Consider the following 17569-nt stretch of genomic DNA (forward strand, 5'->3'; position numbering starts at 1 on the left):
GATGACCGAGACGGACGCGGCCCTGCGGACGCTCGCGCAGAACGTCAGGGCGGCCCGCGCCCGCGCGGGCCTCTCCCTGGACGAGCTGGGGCGGCGTGCCCAGGTCAGCAAGGGGGCGCTCGTCGGGCTGGAGCGGGCCCAGGGCAACCCCAACTTCGCCACCCTCGTCCGGCTGGCCGACACCCTCGGCGTCTCGGTCTCCGCGCTGCTGGAAGGCCCTGCGGAGGGCCGCGTCCGCGTCGTGGCCGCCGACGCGGTGGCGCCGCTGTGGACCGGCGAGCGGGGCAGCGAGGCCCGCCTCATGCTGACGACCACGGGCACACCCACGGGCACGTCCCCCGTCGAGGTGTGGCGCTGGAAGCTGGAGCCGGGGGAGGAGTACCCCAGCCACCCGCACCAGCCCGGGGTCGTGGAGACCCTGAGCGTCACCACCGGCCGCATGACCCTGATCGTCGACGGCGCCGAACACCCCGTGGAGGCCGGGCAGACGGCCACCTTCGACGGCGAAGCGCCGCACACGTACCGGGGGGCGGGCTCCGCCTCCTGCCACCTGATCATGACCGTCCACCTGCCGCCGGGCCCGTCGAGCTCGCCGGGTCCAGTGGGGGGAGCCTGACCGTGCACACCGTGCTGCTCTACGGCTGCGCCGCGGTCGTCGTCGTGACTGGCGTACGGCTCCTCGCGGCGTTCGCCACCACGAACGGCCCGGGCGGCGCGGAGGTGGCTCCGCCCCTCGCCCTGCTACGGACGTGGCAGCGGCCCGTCCCGAAAGCCGCCGCCGGACTGGTGGCCGCCATGGTCGTGCTCGGCGTGGCCCAGGAGGCGTTCCCCGCCATGGTCGAGGCGCTGGAGCGGCACCCGCACGGGGCGTGGTGGCGAGCCGTCACCGCGCTGGCGGTGCAGTCGTCGGGCTGGTTCCAGCTCCTCTTCAATCTCGCCGCGCTCGCGGCCGTAGCCCCCGTCGCGGAGCGGAAGTTCGGCCCCTGGCGGACGCTGTTCGTCTTCGCGGCGAGCGGGGTGGCGGCGCAGGCGGTCAGCATGGCGAGCTGGAGCCCCCGGGGAGGCGGCGACTCGGTGGCGGTCTGCGGCCTCGTCGGCGCGCTCGCCGTCCGCTACGCGGTGCGCGGCGACGTCCTCGCCCTGCGCCGCGCGGCAACGCTCGTACCCGCGGCGGGCCTTGTGCTCGGCCTCCTCACCGACAACCACGGCGTGGGGATCCTCGTCGGCTGCGCGCTGGGAGCCGGGATGGCGATTCCCGCGCGCCCGCCGCTCGCCGCCTGACGGGGGCGGCGTGCGAAGATCGCTGGGACCTTCGTGCCGATGACGAGCCGGGACCGGGCCACCAACTGTCGGGGCCGCGCGTCCCCCTGGAGCCAGCGTGTCCGCAATACCGGTCAGCGACATCGATCTCTACACCCCCGAGGCCCGGACCGACCCCTACGCGCTCTACGAGGAACTGCGGGCGCTCGGCCCCGTGGTGCACCTCTCCCGCTACGACCTCTACGCGCTCCCGCGGTACCAGGAGGTGCGGGCCGCGCTCACGGACTGGCGGACGTTCTCCTCGGCGCGCGGCGTGTTCGTGGACCCCGGGATGAACGCCCAACTCGAAGGCATCACGCTCTGCAGCGACCCGCCCGAACACACCGCGATGCGCGCGGTGCTGGGCCGTCCGCTGCGCGCGGACCGGATGCGCGAGGTCAGGCCCACGATCGAGGCGGAGGCCGAGCGGATCGTCACGGAGCTGGTCGGCCGGGGCCGGTTCGACGCCGCGACGGAGCTGGCCGAGCACCTGCCCATGGCCGTCGTCTCCGAACTCGTCGGCCTGCCCGACCGGGGGCGCGAGAAGATGCTGGAGTGGGCCGCGGCCATGTGGGACATGCAGGGCCCCGCCGACGAGCGCTTCGAGAAGGCGGCGCCCGTGGTCGGGGAGTTCATGGACTTCGTCGCCCACGAGGCGGTGCCGGGCCGCATCTCCCCGGACGGCTGGGCGGCCCACCTCCACGAGGCCGCCGACCGCGGCGAGCTGCCGCGCGAGAAGTGCCCCGCGCTGATGCTCGACTACGTCACGCCGAGCCTCGACACCACGATCCTCGCGATCACCAACGCCGTCGCGCTCTTCGCCGCGCACCCCGAGCAGTGGGAGCTGCTGCGGGCCGACCGTTCGCTGATCCCGCACGCGATCAACGAGTCGCTGCGCCTGGAGACCCCGGTCCCGCACTTCAGCCGGGTCCTGACCGAGGACCATACGATCGACGGGGTCGCCCTCCCCGCCGGGAGCCGGGTGGCGCTGCTCTACGGCTCGGCCAACCGCGACGAGCGCCACTACCCGGACCCGGAGCGCTTCGACATCACCCGCCGCCCCTCGGACCACCTGGCCTTCGGCCGCGGCGAACACGTATGCGTCGGCATGCATCTGGCCCGGCTGGAGATGGGCGCGCTGCTGGAGCGGCTGGCGGACCGGGTGAGCCGGTTCGAGACCGTGTCCTCGACCCCGATGATCAACAACGGCCTGCGCGGCCTGGAACACCTGGAGGTCACCGTCCACACCGACCCCGCCCCGGCCCGGTCCTAGCGGACAGCACGCCGCCCGGCGGTCTGCGCGGTCTGCGCCGTGCGCGCGGTCCGCGAGGGCAGTATCACTGCGGCGTACCAGACCAGGGTTACGCACACGAACCCCGTCACCCCCGAGGTCAGTGACCGTGGAAGGGACTCGCCATGCGCTCCGCAGACGAGGGCGAGGGCTGCTGACAGCGCCAGGACGACGGCGGACAGCGCACGAGGGACCGGCGTGATGTCCGGTGCGGCGGCGCGCGGCAGCAGCGGCAGCAGCCATGTCACGAGCGCGGAGCAGGTGCAGGCCATCAAGGCCGCCCCCAGCACCTCGCTGGACCGGTGGCCGCCCATGGTGGCGGAGGCGGCGGCGATGCAGGCGAGCCACAGCGTGCCGACCGTGGCGACGTAGGGGCGGACGCGGGGAGCGACGACGAGGACGGCAGCGAGGGTCAGCGAGGCGGGGATGATCGTGTGTCCGCTCGGGAACCCCTGGCCGAGGAGGTTCTCGGGGGCGTTCACGAGGTCGGGGCGGGGCAGCACCCCGTTGAGCACCTCACCGCCCCCGGCCGTGACAACGACGATTCCGAGCGCCGCGCACCCCTGCCACCAGCACCTTCGCACCAGGATGAGGAGCACGAGGACGGCCAGGCCCACCATCAGGGTGCGCTCGGCGCTCAGTTCCATGGGCGGCATCGGCGTTGAGCCGTACTCCGCTCCCGACAAGGGATAGAACCATGCCTCCCGTGAGCCCTCCGTGCTGTCGAGGATCGCGTTCTCCGCCCGTTGTCCGATCGGGGTGCAGAGGGCGAGGAGGTAGACCGCCAGGAGTCCGAGGGCGTACAGCAGAGGCGGCATCCACGGCCGTTCCCTGCGCGAGGAACCGCGTGCGGAACCGCGTGCGGCAGGGACTTCCGGGGCCGCCTGACCGGAGGGGGCCGGGCGGTGTGGGGACACGGTCGGGCTGTGGTGCTGAGGCATCGCTTTCTTCCTGTGTGCGTGCTCTGCGTGTGTCTTCTTCGTGCGCGTGGTGCCGGTCCGCTATCCGGCGAGCGGCCCGTCCCGCCGGCGCTGAGCGGCGATGATCAGAGCCGGCAGAGGCGCGATCAGGAGGGCGAGGACCACCAGGTCCGGCAGGGAGTTCATCAACCCCTCCGGCTCGGCGACGATCGCCCGGGTCCGGATGAACACGACGGCCGCGACGGGAATCAGCCACCGGCGGTCCCCGGTGGCGGCCGTCGCCGCCCACGCGTTGAGCACCGCGGCGACTTCGAGGGTGAACAGGCCGCGCTGGAAGAGCGGACTGACGGCGGTGAGCTGCAAGCTCCCCGCCACGTACATGGCGAGCACGACGGGCACCAGCCAGCGGTACGAGTGGCGCCGCAGCCGACCGGTACGGCAGGCCGCCAGCACGGTGCACGCGAGGCACAGCGTCACCGGCAGAGCCATGTCGTGGGCCGTTATCGGGGAGCCCAGCCCGTAGTAGCCCAGGCCGTACTTGCCCTCGTGGCCGAACAGCGTGGAACTGCGGAACGTGGCACCCGCGTAGACCATCGCCGCCGCGGTCGGCAGCGCGATCCACGGCCTGCCGCGCAGCAGGGCCACCAGACAGACCAGCGGCAGCAGCCCGTACGGCAGGAGCCGCGTCCGCGTGCCGGGCCCTTCGGCCCACGGGTACCAGCCCGAGAAGTGGAAGGCGATGGCTTGCTGGCCGGGGTCGATGTGCAGCACCCAGTGCCATACGTCCTGCAGATACGGCACGAGTGCCAGCGCGGCGAGGGCGAGGGCGGCCAGCTGGATGCCGTCCAGCCACCACGGCCGTGCGGTGTCGTCGGCGACGGCACGGGCGCGGGCTTCCAGACCGCCGCGCACCAGCGGGACGATCTCCCGTGGCGGCGGCCAGGAACGGCCGGGATGTGCCTCGGCCAGGCAGTCCAGCAACTCCTTTCCCTGCCGGGAACGGTAGGACGCGGGGTAGGCCGCGAGCAGCAGACGGTTCATGCCTCCGCCACCCCTCGGTTCCGCGAGCGCCCGAGGACGAAGGCCGCCGCCTGTTGCATCCGCAGCGCCTCGCGGTCGAGCAGCTCGGTGCCGTCCTCGGTCAGCCGGTAGTACCGCCGGGCCCGCCCTTCCACGATCTCCTCGTGGTCGGCGGCCACCAGCCCGGCCCGCTCCATCCGCTCCAGCGCGCCGTAGAGCGTGCCGACGGCGAGCCGGAGCCGCCCGTCAGTGGCCTCCTCGGCGGCCTTGATGATGCCGTAGCCGTGCAGCGGCCCGTCCATGAGCGCGGCGAGGATGAAGAACTGCGGCTCCGTCAGCGACGGGTTCTTTCGCGTCATGCGTGGAGAATATATCGACACCCGATATATATCCGCAAGCGGGGCCACCACCTGCCTGGGCGCCGCGCGCACTGGCCCCGCCGCCGCGCCGGGACCTAGCGGCGCAGCGCGCCCTCCGCGCCCGCGTACCGGGCGCTGGCGCCCAACCGCTCCTCGATGCGCAGGAGCTGGTTGTACTTGGCGGTGCGGTCGGAGCGGGAGAGGGAGCCGGTCTTGATCTGGCCGCACCCCGTGGCCACCGCCAGGTCCGCGATCGTCGTGTCCTCCGTCTCGCCCGAGCGGTGCGACATGACGACCGTGTATCCGGCCCGGTGCGCGGCGTGGACGGTGGCCAGGGCCTCCGTCAGGGTGCCGATCTGGTTGACCTTCACCAGGATCGAGTTGGCGACGCCGGTGTCGATGCCCTCGCGCAGCAGGGTCTCGTTCGTGCAGAACACGTCGTCGCCGGTCAGCTGGCAGCGCCCGCCGACCCGCGCGGTCAGGTCCCGCCACCCGGTCAGGTCGTCCTCGGCCATCGGGTCCTCGATCGAGACGACGGGGTAGCCGTCGATCAACTCGACCAGGTACGCGGCCTGTTCGGCGGGCGTACGGCGTACTCCCTCCCCGGCGTAGTCGTAGACCCCCTCGCGGAAGAACTCGGACGAGGCCGGGTCCATCACCAGCCCGATGTCCGTGCCCGGCCGGTACCCCGTGCGCTCGACGGCGGCCACCACGAAGTCGAGCGCCTCCTCGGCGGTGCGCAGCGTCGGCGCGAAGCCGCCCTCGTCGCCCACGCCGGTGGAGTGCCCGGCGGCGAGGAGGTCGCGGCGCAGGGTGTGGAAGATCTCCGAGCCCATCCGTACGGCCTCGGCGAAGGTCTCCGCGCCGATCGGGGCGATCATGAACTCCTGGAAGTCCAGCGGATTGTCGGCGTGCGCGCCCCCGTTGACGATGTTCATCATCGGCACGGGCAGCAGCCGCGCGTCCGTACCGCCGACGTAGCGGTAGAGCGGCAGCCGGTGCGCGGCGGCCGCGGCCTTGGCGGTGGCCAGCGAGACCCCGAGCAGCGCGTTGGCGCCGAGCCGGGACTTGGCGGGGGTGCCGTCCGTCGCGACGAGCGCGGCGTCGAGCCCGGCCTGGTCCTCGGCCTCGCGGCCGGTCACGGCGGACGCCAGCTCCGAGTTGACGTGGCGCACGGCGCGGTCGACGCCCTTGCCGTGCCAGCGGGCCGGGTCCCCGTCGCGGAGCTCGACGGCCTCGCGGGCGCCGGTCGAGGCGCCGGAGGGGACGGCGGCCCGGCCTATGGACCCGTCCGCCAGCTCCACGTCCACCTCGACGGTGGGATTGCCCCTGCTGTCGAGGACGCGGCGGCCGGTGACGGAGGTGATGGCGGTCATGGGAGTCAGTCCTTCCCGTCTGCGCGCTTTGCGCTGCGCGCTGTGCGCTTCGTACTTCGCGTACGAACCGGGGCCGTCCGGCTGCGGCGACGCTGACGCTGACCCCGGCACGGCAGAACTCTACAGCAATGCTGCGCAGCTGTGCTGTGCAGTTCAGCTGCTCAGTTCAGCTGTGCAGTCTCGCTGCGTTAAAATTCGGTATGCCCCCTACGGAATCCGCCGCCGTCGCAGCCGAGCTCCGCACCGCGATGGGAAAGCTCACGCGGCGCGTGAAGCTTGAGGACCAGATGCCGCTCGGCCAGGTGGCCGTCCTCGGCGCCCTGGACCGCAGCGGCGCGATGACCACCAGCGAGCTCGCGGCCGACCAGCGCGTCCGCCCCCAGTCCATGGCCCGCGCCGTCGGCCTCCTCATGGACCAGGGCCTCGTCACCCGCCGCGCCCACCCCACCGACGGCCGCAAGTCCCTGGTCGAACTCTCCGCCGCGGGCCGCACCCTCCTGGAAGAAGAGCGCGGCCGCCGCGCGGACTGGCTCGCGAGAGCGATCGAGGCGGAGCTGACGCCCGGCGAACGGGAGCTGCTGGCCCAGGGCATCGGCCTGGTGGAGCGCCTCGCCGCGCACTAGTGGCTCGTCCCGCCCCGCGTGTCTCCCCGCTCTATCCGCCGTGGCCCGTCGCCTTGCCCGCGACGGCGACCGCCGCGCGGACGAAGGCGGCCAGGGCTGGGGAGGTGGCGTGCTCGGGCCAGGCGAGGACGAGCGTGGTGGGCTCGGCATCGTCGACGGGGACAGCGACCAGGTCGTCGCGGAGCTGGTCGCGGATGGAGGAGGGGAGGACGGCGATCATGCGGCGCAAGGCGATGAGGTGGAGAAGCTGCCCGAGGTCGTGGACCTCGGGTCCGTGTGAGCCACCCTCAGATGCGCCCGGCCAGCGCGGCAGGGGCTCCTCGGCGAGATCGTTCAGGCAGACCCGGGTACGGACCGCGAGGCGATGCGAACGCGGCATCACGAGAAGTTGCGTCTCGGTCAGGAGGTCCTGGGTGTCCAGGCCGGTGAGTTCGGGGTGGGGGCGGTGGAGCAGGGCGGCGTCGGCACGACCCTCCCGCAGGAGGATCTCACGCTCGCCGAAGCTGCACACCAGCTCGACCGGCAGCGCACCCGGCTCAGCCTGATAGGCGTCGAGGATCGCCGGCAGCAGGCCACCGTCGCCGCCCGGCTTGATGGCCAGGACCAGACGCGGGTCGGCGCGGCCGGCCCGCCGGGTGCGGTGCGCCGCGGCCGACGCGGCGTCGAGCACCGTACGGCTCTCGCGGAGCAGGACGGCCCCCGCCTCGGTCAGTGCGACCCGGCGACTGCCACGTTCCAACAGGGTCACGCCCAGCCGTCGTTCGAGCTGCTGGATGGCGCGGGAGAGCGGCGGTTGGGCCATCCCCAGCCGGGCGGCCGCCCGACCGAAGTGCAGTTCTTCGGCGACAGCGCTGAAGTAGACGAGCTCGCGGACCTCCAGTCTTTCCATACCCGCACGGTATCGCTGCATATCTGGTCGGTGTTGGAACTCCCGGCCGCCACCGTGGTGGGCTGAACGCATGACAGAAACCACGACTGCCCTGGTCACAGGCGCCAACAAGGGCATCGGGCGCGAGGTCGCAGCCCAGCTCGCATCGCTCGGCGTGAACGTCCTGCTGGCCTCGCGCGACCCGCACCGCGGTGCGGCAGCCGCAGCCGACCTGGGCCCGCGGGTGCACCCGGTCACCCTGGACGTCACCGACCGCGCCGGCGTCCTGTCCGCCGCCCGCTGCGTCGAGGAGCGCGTTGGGCGGCTGGACATCCTGGTCAACAACGCCGGCATCTCTGGCGACCCCGCCGCCCAGAGCCCCGGCAGTGCCGAACTGGCCGCTGTACGCGAGGTGTTCGAGACCAACGTGTTCGGCGTGATCAGCGTGACCACCGCGATGCTGCCGCTGCTCGCCCGCTCTCCCGCCGCCCGGATCGTCAATGTCAGCAGCGGACTGGGCTCCATCGCCCGGATGACCGATCCCGAGGACTACTTCACCACCCGGCCCCCGTTGGCCGCGTACGCCCCGTCCAAGACCGCACTCAACTCGCTGACCGTGCAGTACGCCAAGGAACTGCGCAGCCGCAACATCTTGGTCAACGCCGCCGATCCGGGGCCGTGTGCGACCGACTTCACCACCGCGTTCCCCGGTCTCACCCGCACCGCGGCCGACGGCGCGGCCGTGGTCGTCCGGCTCGCCACGCTGCCCGATGACGGGCCGACCGGCGGCTTCTTCGACGAGCACGGCCCGGTTCCCTGGTGAGCTGCCTGTCAGGCAGCGTTGGCAGCGATCGCCCGCCGCAGCCGCACCGCATCCTTCGCGGTCCGGCTCCGGCTCCTCTTCAGGCCGGTCCCCGCACCCGGGCGAGCCGAAGCTCCCTCGCTGCCACGCGGATGAAGCCTGCCAGGACTTGATCGAATTCCTGTTGGTAGACGTGATCCTCATCAGGGCGGGTGCGCGTCTCCGAACAGTGGAAAACCGTCGTACTGAGCGCCAACAGGTGATGCTCCAGGGCGTAGGCCGCCTCTCGGGTCGCGCGCGTTCCGAGCAGGTCGATCTGGGCGCGGAGGCTGAGGACCCGGGCCTTTCCGCTGTTCGCCAACTCCCAGTAGGGCTCACGACGCGGAGCTTCCCAGCCGCTGCGAATCGTGAAGATCAAGCGCAGGAGTGAGTCGGTCCATACCCGGCTCTCGCCGATGAACGCCGCGTAGAGCTGGCGGCGGGACTCCCGTGTCCGCGCGCGTTCCTGAGTCGCGAACGTGGTCAGGCCGCCGAGCAGGACGCCGCCGAGGGTGGCGATGACGCCGAGCCACGCACTGGTCATGGGCAGAGTCGAGCACCGCTCGACGGCGTCTGCAAGGCATCGGTCCGGCGCGGCCGGCCGGGACGAGCGGTCAGCTCACCGCCTGCTTCACCAGGGCGCTGATCCGGGCCTCCGCCTCGGCCGTCACCTCCGTCAGGGCGAAACCGGCCGCCCACATGGTGCCCTCGTCCAGCTTCGCCTGGTCGCTGAAACCGAGCGTCGCGTAGCGGGCCTTGAACTTCTCCGCGCTCTGGAAGAAGCACACGATCTTGCCGTCCAGGGCGTAGGCGGGCATCCCGTACCAGAGCTTCGGTGCGAGGGCCGGGGCGCTGGCCGTGATGACGGCATGGACGCGCTCGGCCATGACCCGGTCCGAGTCCCGCATCTCGGCGATCTTCGCGAGGACGTCCCGCTTCGCCTCCGCCGCCTTGTCCGCGCGCGAGCTGCGGCTGCGGCGTGCCGCCGTCTTGAGCTCGCGGGCATGGTCCTTCATCGCGGCTCGTTCCTCGGCCGTGAATCCCTCGTGCGTGCTGAGTTCGGTGCTGCTCATGGGAGATCTCCCTGTGAAGGCCGGACGTACTGGACTCGATCGTCTATCGGCACGGGCCGTGCCGATGAAGGGGGACTCTTGCGCACGGCCCATGGGATTGTCAACGGCACGCCTCGTGCCGTTATGGTGATGGCATGACCAACACGCCAGCCACGCCAGCCACACCGCGGCGCCGGGGCGCGGCACGCACCGACGAGCTGCTGCAGGCGACCCTCGATCTGGCTGCGGAGGTCGGCTACGCGGGGCTGAGCATCGAGGCGGTCGGGAGACGGGCCGGGGTCGGGAAGCACACGATCTACCGGCGCTGGCCGTCCCTGCCCGACCTGCTGCTCGACGCGCTCAGCCGCGTGTGGACCAGCGGCCTGGACTACCGCGACACCGGGGACGTCCGCGCGGATCTGCGCGAGCAGTTCCTCCGCTCGGGCCTCGCCCTCACCAGCCCGCCGATCGGCCCCGTCTACCGCGCCGTCATCGCCGAGGCGCAGGCCGATTCCGGGCTGCGCGCGACGTTGCACGAGCGCTTCCTGGTCACCGTGGAGCAGAGCACGCTCGACCGGATCACCCGTGCCCAGCACGCCGGTGAACTGAGCGCGGGGGCGAATCTGGAGTTCGCCGCCGAGGTGCTGTGCGGCACGCTGTACTACCGCAGTCTGCTGTCGACCCGCCCCATCGACGAGGCGGCGGTCGACGGATTGCTGGACATGTTCATGGCCGCCTACGGAACCGGGAGCCGTACGCCCCGGTGAGCCCGCGGAGTTCCTCCGCCGGGTACGGGGTCTCCCTGCTCCCGCGCTGGAACGCGCGGTTGAAGTCGGACATCACCGCGGCGACCGGTGCGTGCCGGGAGATGAGCGACGCGGCCTCCTCCGGGATCGGGATGCCCGTGGGGCGCTCGCCGTCCGCGTAACCGCGCACCAGCGCGAGGCGGGTGTCACGGTCCTCCCGCCCGAGTCCGTACAGGGCGGTGAGCAGCCAGTTCACCAGGTACGTGGCGGTGTAGCAGCGGTCGTAGGAACGGTGCCGGTCGAAGAAGTCGCGCTCGGACGGGGACAGGGCGAACCGGGAGGAGAGGGCGAGGCCGTAGTCCGCGAAGTAGAGGCGGCGGCCGTCGGTCAGGATGTTCTCGAAGTGCGCGTCGAAGTGCAGGAGCCCGCGGCCGTTCATGAACGAGATGCCCGCCGCGAGCTCCCGTTCCACCATGGCGCAGGCACGCGCGGCGGTCCGCCCGCCCGCCGCGACCTGGGCGGCCAGCCAGTCGTGCAGGTTCTGCGGGATGTGCTCCAGGAAGAGCGCGATGCTCGCCGAGGACCGCTGGAGGCCCTCGATCCGGCCGCGTACCTGCGGCCCGCCGCCCCAGTAGGCGACGGCCCGTTCGACGTCGGCCAGTTCCTCGGGCAGGGGCGTCGGGCCCGGCAGCACGCGCCAGTGGTACATCAGCGGGAAGCCCTCGTGTTCTCCCGCGAGCACCCACTCCGTCGTCCTCGCGTGTACGGCCAGCTCGCGCCAGGCCCCGAAGCCGGGCGTGCCGAGGGCGCCGACGCCGTACTGGCAGAAGAGGGGAAGCCCGAACAGATTCGCCGTGGACCGTACGTGCTCCGGCCGCCGCTCCAGATCGGTGAGCGGCACCCGCTTCACGAACACCGGCGTCCCGGCGACCTCCATCAGCGCCGACGTGCCCCCGATGCCGGACCCGACGGGCACCGCCGCGTCCACCAGCGCGCCCAACTCGCGGTCACCGCACCGCGCGAGGGCGTCGGAGACCGTCCCATGAGCGCCGACCCGCGCCGCGAGCGCCATGGGTTCCACCCTCATACGAGCGACGGCCACCGGTCGGCGGCCCATTCCGGCCACCCCGGCCATCCCGGCGGCGGGTCATCCTTCTCCCGCCCGTCGAGCTCGGCGGCGTCGGGCTCCTCGAAGAGCGTCCTCCAGTGCGCGAGGTCCGCCTCGCTCATCGGGAAGGTCTGCTCCGGAGCGGCCGACTGGCGGCGGGCGACGCGCGCCCGTTGGGTCTCGTGGTCCACCGGCACGTAGACCAGCCGACAGGACGCCCCCGCCCGCTCCACCAGCCAGCGGATGGCGGACCTCTCGTCGCGGGACCAGCACCCGAAGTCCAGGACCACGTCGGTCCCCAGCCCGACCGCCTCCAGGGCGAGCGAGAGCAACCGGCCTTCCAACACGTCGCGTTTCCCGCCCGCGTCCGGCTCGCCGAACAGCGGGATCATCCACTCGTCGGGCGTCAGCCGCAGGGCGCCGTGCTCCCGGGCGAGCTGCCGGGCCCGCGTGGTCTTTCCGGCCCCGGGCAGGCCGACCGTCAGGAACAAGGTGGTCACCCGCAGATCGTAGGCGCCGCCCCTGAGGCCTCAGGGGCGCGGGGAACTGCGCGACAAGCCACGACGACGGCCGCAGCCTGCAACGCACGGCACGGGGCAGCCCCTGCCCAGCAGCCCCCTAGACCCCGGCCGGGGCGGGCTCGGCGCCGGGCAGCGGTGCGGACTTCTCGCGGGTGAGGGAGGCGAGGGCCAGCCAGAGCAGGGCCGCGCCGAGGGGAAGGAGGTTCAGGTCGGCCATGATCGCCGCGAAGCCGAGAAGGACCAGCAGCGGGGGCAACGCTGCCGCCCCACCGCGCCGGGGTCCGGTCACCGCGTACTGGACCAGCAGTGCGAGCAGGCCCAGCATGAAGAGCACCGGGCCCAACTCGTAGAGCGGCTGGGGGAGCACGGCGGGCACGTCGGCGTACCGGTCCGACAGTGCGCTCTTCTCGGCCGCGTCGGCGGCGCGCAGGCCGACGACGATGTCGACGACCGCGACGCGGACGAAGGCGGCGAGGCCGACGCCCGCCACGGCGGCGAGGACGCCGACGGTGATCCGGCGCCCCCGGCCGCCGCCCTCCGCGGCGAGGACGCGCCGCCGCACTCCCGCGATCACCACCCCGTACAGGAGCAGCGACCCGAGGAAGAACAGGTGACCGATCGTCCAGGCGGGCCCGGGACCGTGCTGGCCGTCGCGGCCGTCGATGAGGCGGACGACGCCGTACACGCCCATGAGGGCGGGGGCGAGATGGAAGGCGAGCCTGGTCATGAACGGTTCTCCCCAGAGTCGGAACGGTCGGAACGGGCGTTTCCCACGTCCTCGATCCTCTGCGGAACGTACGGTCCGGCGGATCGCCGTCACGGGCGGTCTTCGCGGTCTTCCGGCATCGGTCGCGCGGGGGAGAACGGCGCCCGGCTCCCCCGTACGACGGAGGGTCAGGCCGGTTCGATCAGCCGGGTCTCGTAGGCGGCGATGACCGCCTGGACCCGGTCGCGGATGCCGAGCTTCGACAGCACGTTGCTCACGTGCGTCTTGACGGTGTGCTCGCTGACGACCATGGCGGCGGCGATCTCCGCGTTCGACAGGCCGCGGCCGAGGAGGCGCAGGGTCTCGCGTTCGCGCTCGGTCAGGATGGCCAGGCGCTCGGAGGAAGCCGCCGCGGCACGGGGGCGGTTGCGGGTGATGTCGGAGATGAGCCGACGGGTGACGGCGGGCGCGAGCAGCGATTCGCCCGCTGCGACGACCCGGACCGCGTGCACGAGGTCGTCGCGCCGTACGTCCTTGAGCAGGAAGCCGCTGGCACCGGCGTAGAGGGCGTCGTAGACGTAGTCGTCCTGGTCGAACGTGGTCAGCATGAGCGCGCGGGCCGGGGTCTCGGCGCATATCGCCTTCGCGGCCTCGATGCCGTCGAGGCCGGGCATGCGGATGTCGAGGAGGGCGACGTCGGGCGCGTGCTCGCGTACGGCCGCGAGGGCCGCGGCGCCGTCCCCGGCCTCGCCCACGACCTCGATGTCGGGCTGCGCGTCCAGGATCATCGCGAAGCCGCTGCGGACCAGCTCCTGGTCGTCGGCGAGCACCACCCGGATCACGGGATCACCGCCGTGGCGGGGGCGTTGACCGGGGCGTACGGGAGCCGGGCGTGGACGCGGAACCCGCCGCCGGGCCGGGGACCGGCCTCGGCCGTGCCGCCGCAGGCGAGGGCGCGTTCGCGGATGCCGATCAGGCCGTCGCCGCCCCGCCGCCAGTTCGAGTCCGCGGCGGCCCCGCCGTCGCCGCCCCTGCCGTCGTCGGTCACGGTGATCTCCAGTCCGTCGTCGGTCCAGCGCAGCCGTACCTCCGCTGCGGAGGCCCCCGCGTGCTTGACCGTGTTGGTGAGGGCTTCCTGAACGATGCGGTACGCGGCCAGATCGGCGTCCGCGGGCAGCTCGCGGCGGGCCCCGTCCGTGGTGAGGCGCACGCGGACCCGGGTGCGGTCCACGTCCTCGATCAGCTGGGGGAGTGTGGCCACGGTCGGCCGGGGCGCGCGGACCCCGGCGTCCTGGCCCCCCTTCTCCTGGCCCCCCTTCTCCTGGTCCTCCTTCAGGACGCCCAGCGTGCGGCGCAGTTGCGCCATCGCGCCCCGCCCCGCCTCCGCGATCGCGTCGAAGGACCGCTCGGCGCGGTCGGGGTCCGTACGCACCACCACGGGGCCCGCCTCCGCCTGGACGACCATGATGCTGACCGCGTGCGCGAGCACGTCGTGCATGTCCCGGGCGATACGCGCCCGCTCCTCGGCCGCCGCCCGCGCCGCCTCGGCCTCACGCTCGCGTTCCAGCTGGACGGAGCGTTCCATCAGGGCTTCCGACCTCTCCCGGGCGGTACGTGCCAGCGTGCCCATGAGGTACGCCGTCATGGGCAGCAGCAGCGTGAACATGAACTCGCCCGCGCTGTTGCCCTTGAGCAGCAGCGCGCCCGGCGGGATGGAGAGCGTGAGCGCGCCGATGAACCCCCAGCGCTGCCAGCGGTGCCTGCCGAGGTCGGCGAGCGTGTAGACGGCCACCAGCGCGCCGTACTGCAGCATCTGCCCGGGCCGGTGGTGCAGCGAGACGGCCATGGCGGAGCACGCCACGATCAGCGCCACGGCGAACGGCGCACGGCGGCGCCACACCAGCGGCACGACGGTGCCGAGATTGGCCACCGCGCCGAACGCCGTCACCTCGGGCGCGGTCGCGAACGGGACGAACACCGGGACGGCCACGGCCGCCGCGACCAGCACATCCACCAGCCGGTCGGCACCGGGACCGGCACCGGGGCCGGCACCGGGGCCGGGGCGCAGCCGCAGCCGCAGCCGTGCGCCGATACCGCGAATCCAAGGGGGCATGCGGCCAGTATCGGCGCCCCCTCCGGCTTCCGCCTCAGCCGCACGAGGGATTCGGCGGCCCTGGACGACCGTGGTTTCCCCCGCCGCAGACTGCCTAGTTGTCGTGGGGCAGGACCTTGTTGACGCCGTCGGGGGTCCGGACAGTGCGGGCGTGTTTGACGTACGGGCCGGTGAGGCTGGTTTCGATGTGCCGTACGCCCTCGATGTCGGCCAGCGTCGAGTGCACGTAGGTGTACAGATCGTGGATGGTCCTGGTGACGACCCCCGCGTAGAGGTTGGCGGGCCCGGTGACGGCGGCGACGAAGGTGGTCGGTCCGTGCCGGGCGAGTGCGGCTCCGGCGTGGTGGAGGTGTCCGGGAGCCACGTCGAGATAGAGCGTCGCCCCGATGGGGTGGCCGAGTTGCAGCGGGTCGAGGTCCCGGTCGAGGCGGATCGCCGCGGAGGACAGCAGGGTTTCGAGGCGTCGCCGGACGGTCGCTTCGGTCTGCCCCGTGGCGGCGGCGACGCGGGCGGCGGACTGCCTCGCGTCCTGGCTGAGCGCCCTGAGCAGGGCGGTGTCCTCGGCCGTCATCGGAGGGGCGGTGCCGGGCGGTTCGAGCTCGGGGGGCGCGTCGGCGCGGATCCGGTCGCGCTGCTCGTCGTCGAGCGGGTGGGGGAAGCCTTCCCAGTCGGCGTGGCCGGGTGTGCGGAAGTGGTGGAGGACCTCGTACACCGTGACGGCGGTGACCCGTCCCGTCCTGGGGAGCTGTTCGAGCAGCAGGTGGTCGCGTTCGGGTGCCGAGGCGGCGCGGACTCCGCAGAGGATCTCTCCGCCCGCGCCCGCGGTCCTGATCCATGCGACGTCGTCGCGACGGGCGAGCGCGTCGGCGAGGCGGGTGCCTGATCCCGGGTGCACGTGCAGTCTGAGCAACTGGCCGTTGTCGTCGTCGCGCGGTGAGGGCATGGCCACCACGCGCACGACGCCGCGCTCGACCAGGGCGCGGTAGCGGCGCGCGACGGTGTGTTCACCGGCGTCCAGGACGGTGGCGAGCTGGCGGAACGCGATCCGTCCGTTCACCCCCAGAGCGTGCAGGATCTGGTGGTCGAGCCGGTCCACAGCCATGGCCTCCTTGAACATGTTCGCGCGCTACGGGCTCCTTGACGCTAGTTTCCCGCAGATCGGACCGAGGAACGGCTCCTGTCGCTCGAACCCCGCCGACCCTGAGCCCATGACCACTGAGAACGACGCTGGACGCGTTCCAGCTCACGGCGTGCATCACGCCGAACACCATGCCGTGCACCATGCCGGGAGACAGCGGGCCGCCCTGGGCGGGCTTCTGCTCGCCGAGGCGATGAATCTGCTGGACGCGAGCATCACGACGGTCGCCGCGCCGGTGATCAGCGCCGACCTCGGCGGATCGCCGTCGAGCGTCCAATGGGTGGCCGCGGCCTACACCCTCCCCTTCGCCGTCGCGCTGATCCCCGGTGGCCGCCTGGGCGACATCCTCGGCCGCCGCCGGGTGTTCGTGGCCGCCATGCTCGGCTTCCTCGTCTTCTCCCTCACATGCGCCGCCGCGCCGGGCATGTCCGTGTTGCTGGCGGCGCGTGCCCTCCAGGGCGTGTGCGCCGGGCTCGTGATTCCCCAGACGATCGGGCTCATCAAAGCGGCGTTCCGCGGCCCGGCGCTCGGCAAGGCTCTGGGCCTGATGGGCCCCGTGATGGGCCTGACAGGGGTGGCCGGGCCGGTGCTCGGCGGTGTGCTGACCCACGCCGACCTCGCGGGCCTGTCATGGCGTGGCGTCTTCCTCGTCAACGTGCCGCTCGGGGCCCTCGTGCTCGCCGGCGCGTGCTGCTTGACCGAGGACCGGGCCGCCCGCAGGCCCGGTCTCGATCTCGTGGGAGTCCTGTTGAGCGCGGCCGTCGCCGCCGCGATCACCGTGCCCACGATCGGCGAGTCGATGTCACCGCGACTGAGGACACTCTCCGCTCTCCCGGCGTTCTTCGGAGCCGTCGTCCTGATCGCCCATGTGCGACGGCTCGGCAAGAAGGGGCGAGACCCCATCGTCGAACCCAGCCTCTTCCGTGGTCGCGGATTCCCCTCGGCGCTCGCGACGAGCACCGTGTACTTCGCCGTCTCCACCGGATTGGTGTTCGCGGTGGTCCTCTACGTGCAGAACGGCCTGCACGGCTCAGTGCTGGCGGCGAGCCTGACCGTGCTGCCGTTCTCCGGCGGCCTCGCCCTCTCCTCACTGATCGCCGGGCAGAAACTCCTGCCCAGGCTGGGTTCCAGGCTCATGCTCCCCGGCATCGGCATCCTGGCACTCGGCTGCCTTGGCGGGGCGGTCGCCTCCCGCGTCGCCGCCGCCGCGCCTGTGACGACCTCCCCGTGGATCCCGGCCTCACTGGCCGTGGCCGGACTCGGCGGCGGACTCCTCACCGTGCCGTTCTTCACCACGGCCCTCTCCCGAGTCAGGCCGCACGAGACCGGCTCGGCCGCCGGACTGCTCAACAGCGTCCAGCAACTCGGCGGAACACTCGGCGTGGCCCTGCTCGGCACGGTCTACCTGAACCGCACCGGCAGCCCGGGGCATGCGCTGACCCTCGTCTTCACCACCTGCCTCGCCCTGGTGCTCCTCCTTGCCCTCACGGCAACAGGCATGCTGCGCTCCCAGCCCGTCGAGGCCGCGCGATGACACACCGCAAGGCGGCGGGCGGCAGGCGGCAGCGGAGTTGAGGGCCGCGCCGCA

At 72.6% G+C, this 17569-nt stretch carries 20 protein-coding genes; 7 read left to right on the top strand and 13 right to left on the bottom strand.

Translation table 11 applies throughout. The features are described from left to right. Window position 1 precedes the first annotated feature (1 nt). From ACGF3A_RS32035 to ACGF3A_RS32045, 3 genes are all read left to right on the top strand, one after another. Window positions 2-616 carry a helix-turn-helix domain-containing protein gene (locus ACGF3A_RS32035; RefSeq protein ID WP_393733913.1) on the top strand — a complete coding sequence of 205 codons (615 nt, stop codon included), beginning with the start codon at window positions 2-4 and terminating at the stop codon, window positions 614-616. A 2-nt stretch (window positions 617-618) separates the two neighbouring features. Then, window positions 619-1281 (top strand): rhomboid family intramembrane serine protease, encoded by a 663-nt coding sequence (locus tag ACGF3A_RS32040; RefSeq protein ID WP_393733914.1) that lies wholly within the window; start codon window positions 619-621, stop codon window positions 1279-1281. A gap of 97 nt (window positions 1282-1378) precedes the next feature. Next, complete coding sequence (locus tag ACGF3A_RS32045; protein ID WP_393733915.1) at window positions 1379-2572, top strand: cytochrome P450; 1194 nt, start codon at window positions 1379-1381, stop codon at window positions 2570-2572. Here ACGF3A_RS32045 and ACGF3A_RS32050 read toward each other — a convergent pair. The 4 genes from ACGF3A_RS32050 to eno form a co-directional block, all read right to left on the bottom strand. Further along, complete coding sequence (locus ACGF3A_RS32050) at window positions 2569-3408, bottom strand: phosphatase PAP2 family protein (protein ID WP_393733916.1); 840 nt, start codon at window positions 3406-3408, stop codon at window positions 2569-2571. The two genes, ACGF3A_RS32045 and ACGF3A_RS32050, sit on opposite strands and share 4 nt — an antisense overlap. Before the next feature lie 183 nt (window positions 3409-3591). After that, window positions 3592-4551 (bottom strand): hypothetical protein, encoded by a 960-nt coding sequence (locus ACGF3A_RS32055; protein ID WP_393733917.1) that lies wholly within the window; start codon window positions 4549-4551, stop codon window positions 3592-3594. Next, window positions 4548-4889: a PadR family transcriptional regulator gene (locus tag ACGF3A_RS32060; protein ID WP_393733918.1), complete on the bottom strand. Its 342-nt coding sequence runs from the start codon at window positions 4887-4889 to the stop codon at window positions 4548-4550. The genes ACGF3A_RS32055 and ACGF3A_RS32060 overlap by 4 nt, the downstream gene beginning before the upstream one ends. 95 nt (window positions 4890-4984) lie before the next feature. Further along, window positions 4985-6265, bottom strand: coding sequence for a phosphopyruvate hydratase (gene eno / locus ACGF3A_RS32065; RefSeq protein WP_393733919.1), 1281 nt, complete (start codon window positions 6263-6265; stop codon window positions 4985-4987). 200 nt (window positions 6266-6465) lie between these two features. On the opposite strand from eno, the gene ACGF3A_RS32070 reads away from it, so the two are divergent. After that, window positions 6466-6888, top strand: a complete 423-nt coding sequence (locus ACGF3A_RS32070; protein WP_393733920.1) for a MarR family winged helix-turn-helix transcriptional regulator — start codon at window positions 6466-6468, stop codon at window positions 6886-6888. Between the two features lie 31 nt (window positions 6889-6919). On the opposite strand, the gene ACGF3A_RS32075 is transcribed toward ACGF3A_RS32070, so the two are convergent. Further along, the gene (locus ACGF3A_RS32075) at window positions 6920-7777 is read right to left on the bottom strand and encodes a LysR family transcriptional regulator (protein WP_393733921.1); all 858 of its coding nucleotides are present in this window, start codon (window positions 7775-7777) and stop codon (window positions 6920-6922) included. A gap of 70 nt (window positions 7778-7847) precedes the next feature. On the opposite strand from ACGF3A_RS32075, the gene ACGF3A_RS32080 reads away from it, so the two are divergent. Further along, complete coding sequence (locus ACGF3A_RS32080; RefSeq protein WP_393733922.1) at window positions 7848-8579, top strand: SDR family oxidoreductase; 732 nt, start codon at window positions 7848-7850, stop codon at window positions 8577-8579. A 79-nt stretch (window positions 8580-8658) separates the two neighbouring features. On the opposite strand, the gene ACGF3A_RS32085 is transcribed toward ACGF3A_RS32080, so the two are convergent. After that, window positions 8659-9141 (bottom strand): hypothetical protein, encoded by a 483-nt coding sequence (locus ACGF3A_RS32085; protein ID WP_393733923.1) that lies wholly within the window; start codon window positions 9139-9141, stop codon window positions 8659-8661. A gap of 70 nt (window positions 9142-9211) precedes the next feature. Beyond that, a complete protein-coding gene (locus tag ACGF3A_RS32090; RefSeq protein ID WP_393733924.1) occupies window positions 9212-9670 on the bottom strand; it encodes an iron chaperone in 459 nt (152 codons plus the stop codon). Between the two features lie 134 nt (window positions 9671-9804). On the opposite strand from ACGF3A_RS32090, the gene ACGF3A_RS32095 reads away from it, so the two are divergent. Then, entirely contained in the window at window positions 9805-10416 is a 612-nt protein-coding gene (locus ACGF3A_RS32095) for a TetR/AcrR family transcriptional regulator (protein ID WP_393733925.1), read from the top strand. Here ACGF3A_RS32095 and ACGF3A_RS32100 read toward each other — a convergent pair. The 6 genes from ACGF3A_RS32100 to ACGF3A_RS32125 all read right to left on the bottom strand — a co-directional run bounded on the left by ACGF3A_RS32100 (window position 10376) and on the right by ACGF3A_RS32125 (window position 15945). Continuing rightward, on the bottom strand, window positions 10376-11467 hold the full coding sequence (locus ACGF3A_RS32100; RefSeq protein WP_393733926.1) for a protein kinase family protein: 1092 nt from the start codon (window positions 11465-11467) through the stop codon (window positions 10376-10378). The two genes, ACGF3A_RS32095 and ACGF3A_RS32100, sit on opposite strands and share 41 nt — an antisense overlap. 11 nt (window positions 11468-11478) lie before the next feature. Next, window positions 11479-12003 carry an AAA family ATPase gene (locus tag ACGF3A_RS32105; protein ID WP_393733927.1) on the bottom strand — a complete coding sequence of 175 codons (525 nt, stop codon included), beginning with the start codon at window positions 12001-12003 and terminating at the stop codon, window positions 11479-11481. A gap of 118 nt (window positions 12004-12121) precedes the next feature. Further along, complete coding sequence (locus ACGF3A_RS32110) at window positions 12122-12751, bottom strand: hypothetical protein (protein WP_393733928.1); 630 nt, start codon at window positions 12749-12751, stop codon at window positions 12122-12124. Between the two features lie 167 nt (window positions 12752-12918). Further along, entirely contained in the window at window positions 12919-13518 is a 600-nt protein-coding gene (locus ACGF3A_RS32115) for a response regulator (protein ID WP_393734259.1), read from the bottom strand. A gap of 50 nt (window positions 13519-13568) precedes the next feature. Then, window positions 13569-14843 carry a sensor histidine kinase gene (locus ACGF3A_RS32120; protein WP_393733929.1) on the bottom strand — a complete coding sequence of 425 codons (1275 nt, stop codon included), beginning with the start codon at window positions 14841-14843 and terminating at the stop codon, window positions 13569-13571. A gap of 94 nt (window positions 14844-14937) precedes the next feature. Continuing rightward, window positions 14938-15945, bottom strand: coding sequence for an Lrp/AsnC family transcriptional regulator (locus ACGF3A_RS32125; protein ID WP_393733930.1), 1008 nt, complete (start codon window positions 15943-15945; stop codon window positions 14938-14940). A gap of 106 nt (window positions 15946-16051) precedes the next feature. Between ACGF3A_RS32125 and ACGF3A_RS32130 the strand changes: the two genes are divergently transcribed. Next, the gene (locus ACGF3A_RS32130) at window positions 16052-17515 is read left to right on the top strand and encodes an MFS transporter (protein ID WP_393733931.1); all 1464 of its coding nucleotides are present in this window, start codon (window positions 16052-16054) and stop codon (window positions 17513-17515) included. Window positions 17516-17569 lie beyond the last annotated feature (54 nt).

Source organism: Streptomyces sp. NPDC048172 (assembly GCF_043202595.1).
In the GTDB taxonomy this organism is placed as follows: domain Bacteria; phylum Actinomycetota; class Actinomycetes; order Streptomycetales; family Streptomycetaceae; genus Streptomyces.